The sequence below is a fragment of the Streptomyces sp. MnatMP-M17 genome, assembly GCF_900091995.1.
Taxonomy (GTDB): domain Bacteria; phylum Actinomycetota; class Actinomycetes; order Streptomycetales; family Streptomycetaceae; genus Streptomyces.
On the sequence record NZ_FMDK01000511.1, the window covers coordinates 1 to 10,841 of the forward strand.

General features: G+C 68.6%; 9 protein-coding genes and 2 pseudogenes. 3 read left to right on the forward strand and 8 right to left on the reverse strand.

Going from position 1 to position 10,841, the window contains the following annotated elements:
- Window positions 1-64: 64 nt before the first annotated feature.
- From GA0115259_RS22515 to GA0115259_RS22525, 3 genes and pseudogenes are all read right to left on the reverse strand, one after another.
- Window positions 65-1,306 (reverse strand): ROK family transcriptional regulator, encoded by a 1,242-nt coding sequence (locus tag GA0115259_RS22515; RefSeq protein ID WP_093600179.1) that lies wholly within the window; start codon window positions 1,304-1,306, stop codon window positions 65-67.
- 185 nt (window positions 1,307-1,491) lie between these two features.
- Window positions 1,492-1,926, reverse strand: a complete 435-nt coding sequence (locus GA0115259_RS22520; RefSeq protein WP_093600182.1) for a hypothetical protein — start codon at window positions 1,924-1,926, stop codon at window positions 1,492-1,494.
- Window positions 1,927-2,027: 101 nt separating this feature from the next.
- Window positions 2,028-2,486: pseudogene (locus tag GA0115259_RS22525) on the reverse strand (ATP-binding protein); the annotation flags it as partial.
- Window positions 2,487-2,692: 206 nt separating this feature from the next.
- Here GA0115259_RS22525 and GA0115259_RS22530 point away from each other — a divergent pair.
- From GA0115259_RS22530 to GA0115259_RS22540, 3 genes are all read left to right on the forward strand, one after another.
- The gene (locus GA0115259_RS22530) at window positions 2,693-3,556 is read left to right on the forward strand and encodes a helix-turn-helix domain-containing protein (RefSeq protein ID WP_093600188.1); all 864 of its coding nucleotides are present in this window, start codon (window positions 2,693-2,695) and stop codon (window positions 3,554-3,556) included.
- Window positions 3,557-3,793: a DUF397 domain-containing protein gene (locus GA0115259_RS22535; protein ID WP_066954884.1), complete on the forward strand. Its 237-nt coding sequence runs from the start codon at window positions 3,557-3,559 to the stop codon at window positions 3,791-3,793.
- Between the two features lie 122 nt (window positions 3,794-3,915).
- A complete protein-coding gene (locus GA0115259_RS22540) occupies window positions 3,916-4,716 on the forward strand; it encodes an SAM-dependent methyltransferase (RefSeq protein WP_093600191.1) in 801 nt (266 codons plus the stop codon).
- An 80-nt stretch (window positions 4,717-4,796) separates the two neighbouring features.
- Here GA0115259_RS22540 and mmsB read toward each other — a convergent pair whose 3' ends face one another.
- The 5 genes and pseudogenes from mmsB to GA0115259_RS22565 all read right to left on the reverse strand — a co-directional run.
- On the reverse strand, window positions 4,797-5,978 hold the full coding sequence (mmsB, locus tag GA0115259_RS22545; protein ID WP_237540348.1) for a multiple monosaccharide ABC transporter permease: 1,182 nt from the start codon (window positions 5,976-5,978) through the stop codon (window positions 4,797-4,799).
- A gap of 5 nt (window positions 5,979-5,983) precedes the next feature.
- Window positions 5,984-7,453 (reverse strand): annotated as a pseudogene (mmsA, locus tag GA0115259_RS22550) (multiple monosaccharide ABC transporter ATP-binding protein); the annotation flags it as partial.
- Between the two features lie 92 nt (window positions 7,454-7,545).
- Window positions 7,546-8,658, reverse strand: coding sequence for a multiple monosaccharide ABC transporter substrate-binding protein (gene chvE, locus GA0115259_RS22555; RefSeq protein WP_093600197.1), 1,113 nt, complete (start codon window positions 8,656-8,658; stop codon window positions 7,546-7,548).
- Window positions 8,659-8,665: 7 nt separating this feature from the next.
- Window positions 8,666-9,643: a hypothetical protein gene (locus GA0115259_RS22560; RefSeq protein WP_093600200.1), complete on the reverse strand. Its 978-nt coding sequence runs from the start codon at window positions 9,641-9,643 to the stop codon at window positions 8,666-8,668.
- Window positions 9,644-9,821: 178 nt separating this feature from the next.
- On the reverse strand, window positions 9,822-10,841 hold a 1,020-nt coding region (locus GA0115259_RS22565; RefSeq protein WP_237540350.1), incomplete at its 5' end, for a zinc-dependent alcohol dehydrogenase.

Here is a 10,841-nt window from a genome sequence, read left to right on the forward strand (position 1 = left end):
CGTGACCGCCACCCGCGCCCCCGCGGGCGGCGGTCACGCGCGTAGGCGCGGGCCGTGACCTGCGCTATCGGTCCGTGGTTCGTTGGACGTAGGCCACCGGGTCCGCCAGGACCGCTCGTACCACCAGGGCCGCCGCGCCTCGGGCCGCGTCTCCTGCCGAGGATGACGCGCGTAGGCGTCCGCTGTCGCGGGGCCAGAGGCCGGAGACCACGCGGGCCGTCAGTTCGCGGTCGGCCGACGGGGAGAGCCAGGGCATCAGCTCGCGGTAGATCCCGCCCAGCACGACCGCGTCCGGATCGAAGAGGTTCACCGAGCCCGACAGCACCCGGCCCAGCATCACTCCGGCCTGTTCGACGGCCGCCACGGCCTGTGCGTCGCCGCCGCGCGCCCGGCGTTCCAGCTCGGCGACGCCCGGTACTCCCGAGTTCTCGTCGATGCCGGCCGCGCGCAGCAGCGCGGACTGGCCCGCGTACTGCTCCAGACAGCCCCGCGAACCGCACCGGCACAGCGGTCCCTTCGCGTCGACCACCACATGGCCGATCTCTCCGGCGAACCCGTGCGCGCCGCGCAGCAGTTCACCGTCCAGCACCAGCGCGCCGCCGACACCGATCTCGCCAGTGAGATAGAGGAATGTACGAAGTGGTCCGAGCCCGCCGAACCACAGCTCGGCCAGCGCCGCGAGATTGGCCTCGTTCTCCGAACTCACCGGCAGCGCGGGCACATCGGGCCGCAGCTCCGCCAGCGCCCGCGCGAACAGCTCCTCCGCCGGGACCCGGTTCCAGCCGAGATTCGGCGCCTGACGGACCGTACCTCCCGACACCAGCCCCGGCAGGGCGAGTTGGACCCCGACAGGGATCAACTCCTGCTCCGCGGCGGACTCCAGCGTACGGGCCGCGATCCGGGCGCCACGCGCCAGCACCTCGGCCGGGAGAGCGCCGCGGTTGTCGATGTGCTCGGTGAGCCGGACCCGGTCGGTGCCGGACAGATCGACCACGCACACCGACACATAGTCGATATTGATCTCGACACCGATACCCGCGGGCCCGGAGCGTGTGACCTTCAGCACGGTGCCGGGGCGCCCGGCCTGTCCGCTGAACGTCTTGCCCGACTCGGAGAGGAACCCGCTCTCCAGCAACTGCTCCACCAGCGACGACACCGCGGCCCTGGTCAGTCCCACCCGCGCGGCCACCCCGGCCCGGGTCGCCTCTCCCTCGTCCCGCACCGCCCGCAGCACAAGACTCAGATTGTGCCGGCGCACCGTCTCTTTGTCGGCCTTGGGGCCGAGGGATGTGTGGTTGGTGTTCATCTCGCGGCCGAGCCTATGTGATGCGCGTCGCGCGAGGGACAGGGTGGTCGGATGAGGGCCCGGCCGCCTGCTGCCGGGCATGCGGCTGAGCCCTCACCCGGGCTCTTGTCCGGGCCCAGGTCCTCACCCGGGCCCGCTGTCGTCTGCTCGTCGCAGAGCTCCCGTTCGTCCGGGTCGCCGTCAGGTCAGTGCCGCGCCGGGACCGTTCCCGGCTCCGTCCGAGGGTCCCAGGACGGAGCCGTTCCCGTGAGCTGGCAGACCATGAGGTAGAAGGGGATCGGCGGAGTGTACGGAGTCGGCGCCTCGGGCCAGTGGATCAGCCGCGGATGCGCCGCCGGGACGGTCGTGCCCGATACATAGCGGGCCGGTGACGGCCAGGTGAGATCGAGATCGGAGCCCGCCGGCACGATCCACCACCACCACTCGGCGTCGGCGAAGACACAGCCCTTCTTGGGCAGCCGCGCCATCAGCCGGAAGCCGTGCTCCGCCGGGACGCCCACCGCGTCACAGCCCAGCGAGGCCGGCAGCGTGGGCGGCAGAGGCAGCTTGACGCGACGAGGCGCGAGATCGCGGCCGTCGCGCAGGCCACGTGCGAGCCGGTCCAGTGCGGTCCTCAGCACGGTTGCTCCGTTCCGTGTGGCAGTTCTCCGTGTAGCGGTTCTCCGTGCGAGAGCTCTCCATGCGAGAGCTCTCCATGCGAAAGCTTTCCGCGCGACAGCTCTCCGTGCGGGAGTTCGGCCCAGACCACACGTCCGGGGCCGTATCCCGAGGTGTCATGGGCTCCCCAGCCGCTGCACAGGGAATCGACGAGAAACAGCCCACGGCCTCCCTCGCCCTCTGTCTCGTCCTGGGCGGCGTCGTGGAGCTGCGGCCCTGTCGGTCCGTAGCCCTGGTCCTCCACGGATATCCGCAGCCGGCCGCCGCCCTCACGTATCTCGCAGACGACACGGTCGCCGGCCGCGTGCACGATCGCGTTGGTGACCAGTTCCGAGACGACGAGCACCGCGGTGTCGCGGGCCTCCTCCTCCATCTCCCATCGGGCGAGCCGGTCGCGGATCAATTGTCTCGCCCGGGCCACTGACTCTGCGTGAGCAGGCAACTGGAATCCGTAACGCCGGACAACGTTGCCAGGGGGGCACACGGCTATGAGCGGGGGGGTGAGCGCTTTACCAGGTGCCACGACCGATTCCTAACGGTGGGGGAGCAGCGGCCGAGCGCGAAACTCTCCCATGGCAGAGCCCGACAACCGCGTGAGCTGGTTCACCGATCCACTCTCCACCCGTCGGCGACACTTGGCAAGGGGCACTCTGAATTTTTCAGAGTGCCGTGTTCTTCGTGGCCCAGACATGGCAGACTGCTGGTAACCGTGCGTGGGGAGGACCCAAAGTGAGTGAACCGCGGTCCGCCCCGACCGTGGGTCAGGTCGTACTCGGCAGACGTCTGCAAGATCTTCGTGAGCGCTCCGGGCTGAAGCGCGAGGAGGCCGCCAAGCTTCTCCGGGTGGCGCCCGCGACGATCCGCCGGATGGAGACCGCCGAGGTCGCCCTCAAGATCCCCTATGTACAGCTCCTGCTGCGGGCATACGGGATCCCCGAGGACGAGACCGAGGCCTTCGTCGAGCTCACCGAGGAAGCGAACAAGCCCGGCTGGTGGCAGAGGTTCCACGACATCCTGCCGGACTGGTTCAGTATGTACGTCAGCCTGGAGGGCTCAGCCTCCCTGCTGCGTGCCTATGAACCGCACTTCGTTCCCGGGCTGCTCCAGACCGAGGAGTACGCCCGGTCGGTCATGCACGCGGGGGCAGTGGGACAGGCACAGCCCGAGGACATAGAACGCCATGTGGCGCTCCGTATGGAACGCCAGTCACTGCTGACCCGTACCAACGCACCCAGATTCTGGGTGATCATGGACGAGACCGTACTGCGCCGCCCGGTCGGCGACAGTCCGGACGTCATGCGGGAGCAGATCGACAGGCTGCTCGATGCCTCGGCCCTGTCGAATGTCACCCTGCAAGTCGCGGAATTCTCGAGCGGACACCATCCCGGTACCTACGGGCCGTTCGTGATCTTCCGGTTCGCCGAACCGGAACTGCCGGACATGGTCTACAGCGAGTACCTGACCGGCGCCGTCTATCTCGACGCACGTCCCGAAGTGGCCACCCACCTGGAGGTCATGGACCGGATGGCGGCTCAGGCCGCAACTGCACAACGCACGAAGGAGATCCTCAGGGATCTCCGCAAGGAGCTGTGAATGGATCCCATATACAACGGCATGCCGGCCGCCGACCTCGGCGCCGAAGGCTGGCGCAAGCCGTGGAGTGGTGGCAATGGCGGCAACTGCATCGAGGCCATGAAGCTGGCCGACGGCAGAGTCGCGGTGCGCCAGTCCGCCGACCCTGACGGCCCCGCACTGATCTACACCACCAGCGAGATCGCCGCATTCATCCAGGGCGCGAAGGCGGGTCAGGCCGACTTCCTGCTCACCTGACCGACCGCTCACCGCTCTCACTTCTCATCGTCCACATCCACTGATTCGCCCGTCCTCCGTTCTTCCGCAGACACTGTGTTCCACAGATCCTGCTCATCGACCTTGAGACTCATGGAGCGCACATGACCGGGAACGATTCCATCGACACCAGCAGGCCGCATCCGGCCCGGGTGTACGACTGGTTCCTCGGCGGCAAGGACAACTATCCGGTGGACGAGGAGATGGCGAAGCAGTTACTGGCGCTGGACTCCCGGGGGCCCGACATGGCACGGGTCAACCGGGCGTTCATGCACCGCGCCACCCGCTGGCTCGGCACCACCGCCGGCGTGCGCCAGTTCCTGGACATCGGCACGGGCATTCCCACCGAGCCCAATCTGCATCAGATAGCCCAGGAGGTCGCGCCCGACTCCCGGATCGTCTACACGGACAACGACCCGATCGTCCTCCGGCACGCCGAGGCGCTGCTCCGCAGCACTCCGGGCGGCGCCACGGAGTACGTCCAGGCCGATGTGCGCGAGCCGGAGGCCATCATCGAGGCGGCGGGAAGGATCCTCGATCTGGACCGTCCGGTCGCGCTCTCCCTCGTCGCGCTGCTGCACTTCATCTCGGACGAGGACGGCGCGTACGAACTGGTGCGCAGGCTGCTCGACCCGCTGCCGTCCGGCAGCTATCTTGTGCTCTCCCATGCCACGGGCGATTTCGACCGGGAGAGCGCCGGCCAGGCACGTGAGCTGTACCAGAAGCGGGCGCTCACCCTGGCTCTGCGGTCACGGGAGGAGTTCGCCGCGTTCTTCACGGGCCTGGAGCTGGTCGAACCGGGCGTCGCACTGGCCACGGACTGGCGTCCCGAGCTGGGAGAGGTCGTACCGGTCCCCGGTGACGAGCCCATCCCGGGATACGCGGGCGTGGCACGCAAGCTGTAAGTGGAATACGGGGGCGCGGCGCCGCAGCACTTTTCAGGTGCGCTGCGGCGCCGCGCGTATTCATTCCTGAGGCGTCTCGTCTAGGCGCCCACCCGGCGCTTGTTCCAGACGTCGAAGCCCACCGCCGCCAGCAGCACCAGTCCCTTGATGACCTGCTGATAGTCCGGGCCTATCCCGACCAGCGACATCCCGTTGTTCAGCACGCCGAGCACCAGTCCGCCGATGATCGCGCCGAACACCGTGCCGACACCGCCGCTCATCGACGCACCGCCGATGAACGAGGCCGCGATGGCCTCCAGTTCGAAGTTGATGCCCGCCTGCGGCACCCCCGCGTTGAGCCGGGCCGCATAGACCATTCCGGCCAGCGCGGCGAGCACTCCCATATTGACGAAGACCAGGAAGGTGACCCGGCGGTCCTTGACGCCGGACAGCTTCGCCGCGGCGCGGTTGCCGCCGAGCGCGTACACATGACGCCCGACGACCGCGTTGCGCATGACATAACCGAAGCCGATGAGCAGCGCGGCGAGCAGCAGCAGGACCACCGGGACGCCTCGGTAGCTGGCCAGTGTCAGGGTGAAGGCGAGCACGGCCGCCGCCAGTCCCGCGCACTTGAGCAGGAAGAGTCCGCGCGGAAGGACCTCCAGCTCGTACGCCCGCTGCCGGCGCCGGTCCCTGATCTCCTGGAACACCGCCACGGCCAGCAGCGCGAGCCCCAGCAGCAGCGTCGGATTGTGGTAGTTGGTGACCGGGCCGAACTCGGGCAGATAGCCGGTCGCGATCTTCTGGAAGCCCTCGGGGAACGGGCCGAGCGAGCGTGAGCCGAGGAGGATCTGCGTACCGCCGCGGAAGAGCAGCATCCCGGCGAGCGTGACGATGAACGACGGAATGCCGACATACGCGATCCAGAAGCCCTGCCAGGCTCCGGCGAGCGCGCCGATGAGCAGTCCGACGACCAGCGCGGGCACCCAGGGCAGGTCGTGTTTGACCATCATCACCGCGCTCGCGGCGGAGACGAACGCCGCCAGCGAGCCGACCGACAGATCGATATGGCCGGCGACGATGACGATCATCATGCCGATGGCGAGAACGAGGATATAGCTGTTCTGGAGCACCAGATTGGTGACGTTGTTCGGCTTGAGCAGCACACCGTCGGTCCAGATCTGGAAGAGCACGACGATCAGACCGAGCGCGATGAGCATGCCGTACTGCCGCATATTGCGGCGCGCGGCCTCCAGCAGTGGTGCGGTGGTGACCGGAGTCATGTCGACTACCTCGTGTTCCTGGTCATATGGCGCATCAGGACTTCCTGTGTCGCCTCCGCCCGTGGGATCTCGCCGGTGAGCCGGCCCGCCGCCATCGTGTAGACGCGGTCGCACATACCGAGCAGCTCGGGGAGTTCGGAGGAGATGAGGAGAACCGCCTTGCCCTGCGCGGCGAGCCGGTCGATGACGGTGTAGATCTCGTACTTCGCGCCGACGTCGATGCCGCGGGTGGGCTCGTCGAGGATCAGCACCTCGGGACCCGCGAAGATCCATTTGCTGAGGACGACCTTCTGTTGATTGCCGCCGGACAGTCGGCCGACCTGCTCGAAGACGGTCGGCGCCTTGATGTTCATGCTCGCGCGGTACGACTCGGCGACCCGGGTCTCCTCGTGCTCGTCCACCACACCGTGTCTGGCCACCTTGGCCAGGGCGCTCATCGTGATGTTCCTGCCGATGGTGTCGATGAGATTGAGCCCGTAGCGCTTGCGGTCCTCGGTGACATACGCGATGCCGTGCGCGACGGCCTCCGGCACGGTCCGGGTACGGATCTCCCGGCCGTCCTTGTAGACCGTTCCGCTGATGTCATAGCCGTACGAGCGCCCGAAGAGGCTCATCGCCAGTTCGGTGCGGCCCGCGCCCATCAGCCCCGCGATCCCGACGATCTCGCCTCTGCGGACCTGGACCGAGACTCCGTCGACGACCTTGCGCTGCCGGTCGATGGGATGGTGGACGGTCCAGTCGCGTATGTCGAGCGCGGGCTCCGCCGCCGGATCGCCCGCGTACGGTGTCCGCTCGGGAAAGCGGTGGTCGAGATCGCGGCCGACCATGCCCCGGATGATCCGGTCCTCGGTGGCCGATCCCGCCCGTACGTCCAGGGTCTCGACGGTCCGGCCGTCCCTGAGGACCGTGACGGAGTCGGCCACTTCGGCGATCTCGTTCAGCTTGTGCGAGATGATGATCGAGGCGATGCCCTGGTCCTTCAACTCCAGCATCAGCCGCAGGAGTTGCGCGCTGTCCCGGTCGTTGAGCGCGGCGGTCGGCTCATCCAGGATCAGCAGCTTCACCCGCTTGGCGAGCGCCTTCGCGATCTCCACGAGCTGCTGCTTGCCCACACCGATGTCGGCGATCCGCGTCTGCGGGTGCTCACGCAGCCCGACGCGCTCCAGCAGCGCCGCCGCTTGTTTCAGCGTCTCGTTCCAGCTGATGATCCCACGGGTGGCGTGCTCATTGCCGAGGAAGATGTTCTCGGCGATCGACAAGTAGGGCACCAGGGCCAGTTCCTGATGGATGATCACAATGCCCCGGGCCTCACTGGCCCTGATGTCCTTGAAGGCGCACGGAGTGCCCTCGAAGAGGATCTCGCCCTGGTAACTCCCGTGCGGATGAACGCCGCTGAGCACCTTCATCAAGGTGGACTTGCCCGCGCCGTTCTCGCCGCAGACCGCGTGCACCTCCCCGGGAGCGACCGTGAGGCTGACATCGGAGAGCGCCCTGACACCCGGAAAGGTCTTCACGATGGAGCGCATCTCCAGGACGGGAGCGCTCCGGTCGGAGACAGGCGCGGTGGTCATGTCAGATCACTCGCCTTGAGATAGCCGGAATCCACGAGCACCGACTTGTAGTTGGACTTGTCGACGCTGACCGGATCCAGCAGATAGGCCGGAACGACCTTGACCTCGTTGTCATAGGTCTTCTCGTCGTTGACCTCGGGCTTCCTGTCGTTGAGCACGGCGTCCGCCATCTGCACGGCCTGTTTGGCCAGCGCCCTGGTGTCCTTGTAGACCGTCTGCGTCTGCTGTCCCGCGATGATCGACTTGACCGAGGCGACCTCCGCGTCCTGCCCGGTCACCAGCGGATACGGCTTCGCGGGCGTCCCGTAGCCGTCGGACTTGAGCGCCGACAGGATGCCGATGGAGATCCCGTCGTACGGCGAGAGCACCGCGTCCACGCGCCGTGAGCCGTACGACTTGGTCAGCAGGTCGTCCATCCGCCGTTGCGCGGTGCCGCCGTCCCAGCGCAGTGTGGTGATCTGCTCCAGCTTGGTCTGGCCGCTCCTGACGACGAGCCGCTTCGCGTCGATGTACGGCTTGAGCGTCTTCCAGGCGCCGTCGAAGAAGTACCGGGTGTTGTTGTCGTCGGCCGAGCCGGCGAAGAGTTCGACACTGAACGGGCCTTTGCCGCCGTCCTTCAGACCCAGCTTGTCGATGAGATACGTGGCCTGGAGGACACCGACGCGCTCGTTGTCGAAGGACGCGTAGTAGTCGACGTTCTCGGTGCCCAGGATCAGCCGGTCGTACGAGATCACCTTGATGTCCCGGTCGGCGGCCTGCTGGAGGACATCGGTGAGGGCCCGGCCGTCGATCGCCGCGATCACCAGGACGTCCACACCTTTGGTGATCATGTTCTCGATCTGGGAGACCTGCTGGGCGACATCGTCCTCGCCGTACTGGAGATCGGTCCGGTAGCCGAGCTTCTCGAACTGGGCGACCATGTTCGCGCCGTCGGCGATCCAGCGCTCGGACGACTTGGTCGGCATCGCGATACCGACGGTGGATTTCTCCTCGCCCTTCGACTCGTCCTTGCTGCCGCCCTCGCTGTTCTGCCCGCAGGCGGCGAGGGAGAGCGCCAGGGACAGGGCGGTGACGGCGAGTGCGGCCCGGCGGGCACGGCGGATACGCATGGGGGCATCAGTCCTTGTCTTGGGTGAGAGGAAAGCGGCTGAGCGGTCCCGGCAGCCGGGAGCCGAGCGGTGACATCCCGCCGTCGGCGCCGTGCCGGACGAGCAGATCGAGCACCAGCCGGCCGCGCCGGACCCGCTCACGGGCACTGCGCAGCGCGGCGTCGCGGAGCTGTGCGCCGTAGGGATAGATGGCGGGCGACTTCGAGAGCCCGAACTTGAGATAGAGAGGCGCGCCACGCCGGATCAGCTCCGCCGTCTCGTACATCCGGACATAGCCGCCGAGGTCGTCGGGCGCCTCCACATAGAGGTCCATCGGGGCCCGGCTGCCGCGGCGGATCTCGGTGAGATGGGCGAGTGTGAGATCCGAGGGCACATTGATCGAGTCGGCGCCGAGTCGCTCGAACACCGCGTAGGACGCCGGATTGACCGGGCCGACCAGCGCCGAGACCTTGAAGGTGGTGTCGGCGGGCAGCACACCTCGGGCCCGCAGCCGGTGCAGAGTCCAGAGCACGCCCTCGTCGGCGACGAGCAGGCATCTCACACCGAGTTCCGTCGCGCGCAGGGCGTCCTCGACACAACCGGCCATGGCGCCGTGGCCACGGGCGCGCAGTCCCGCGCCGCCGGAGTCCGTACGGGTCGAGCCGCCGGTGTCCCAGGTCCCGCGCGGTCCGGTGAACAGACACAGCTCCACGGCGCGGGCCGCGCAGGCGTCGGCCATCTCGGTGATCTCGGCGTCGGAGAGCATCCAGACGCCGCTGCCCTGGCTGACCCGGTGAATCGGTACACCGAGGCGGTCGGACTCCTGGAGGACGACGGAGAGGCTCTCCGGTCCTTCGACGGAAGGGATCTCGGTGCGCCAGAGTCCGCCGTCTGGGAAGGTGTGCGGCGAGGCGTCCGCCGGATTGTCGTCGGGCGCGGCGAGGCCGAGCGTGGCGAGCGCCTGCTCGCCGGGACGGCGGTGGGCGGGGGCTGATGCTTCGGTCACGGACGAGTCCTTCGGTTCGGTGGGCACGTCGGGTGTTGGTGAATGTTCGGTATGCCGAACGTGGTTCGGGATGGCGGGCGTGTGTGGATACGGTGTGCTGCCGGGCCGGGCCGGTTCGGTCCGGGCTGGTCCGGGCCCGTCCGGATCCGGGCCTGTCTGGAGCCGGAGCGGCGGCCGGTCAGGGGACGAGCAGCACTTTTCCGGTGCCCGGTTCGCCTCCGCCGACCAGCGCCACGGCCTCGCCGTACCGCTCCAGCGGGAACTCATGCGTCACCAGCGGTCCCGGAGTGAGCACGCCGGTGGTGAAGGCCCGCACGGCGAAGGACCAGGCGGCCGACGGCGCTCCGAACACGCTCCGTACCGTGAGCTGGTTCAGCGACAGATGCACCGGATCGATACCGCGCGCGCCCGGCGTGAACATCCCGGTGAGCACCACCCGGCCGCCGCGCCGCGCCGGCAGACAGGAGGAGGCGGCCGTGCTCGGAGCGCCCGCCGTCTCCACCACCAGGTCGTACCGCCCGCGCAGCTCCTCGGCCTCCGCCGCCGTGGCCGCTTCGGTCGCGCCGAACTTCCTTGCCAGGGCGGCCCGTTCGGTGCGCGGATCGATCACCGTCAGCTCGCCGGGGGAGAAGGCGGCCAGAAGCTGTACGGCGAGCAGCCCCAGCGTGCCCGCTCCCACCACCGCGATCCGCTCGCCCGGCTCCGGCCGGCCCGACCGTACGGCAGCCGCGACCACCGCGGCCGGCTCCAGCAGCGCGGCGGCACGCAGATCCGCGCCGTCGGGCAGCGGATGCAACAGCCGTACGGGCACGACGACATGGTCGGCGAACGCGCCGGGCCTGGTGAAGCCGGTCTCGTCGTATCCACGGTCGCAGAGCGAGGTCTCGCCCGTACGGCACCGCGCGCAGGTCCCACAGGCGCGGAAGCCCTCGGCGACCGTCCTGCGGCCCGACAGTCCCGGATCCACTCCCTCGCCCACCAGATCGACGGTGCCCGCCCACTCGTGTCCCGGCACCACCGGATAGCGCACATGGGCCGCGTCGCGCCGGCCGTCGTACAGCTCGCGGTCGCTCATACAGATCCCGGCGGCGGCGACCCGTACCCGTACCTCACCGGGCCCCGGTACGGGCTCGGCGCCGCGCACCAGCCGATGGACTCCGGGCCGGTCGACGACGACCGACCGGCTGGCGCCCGCCGG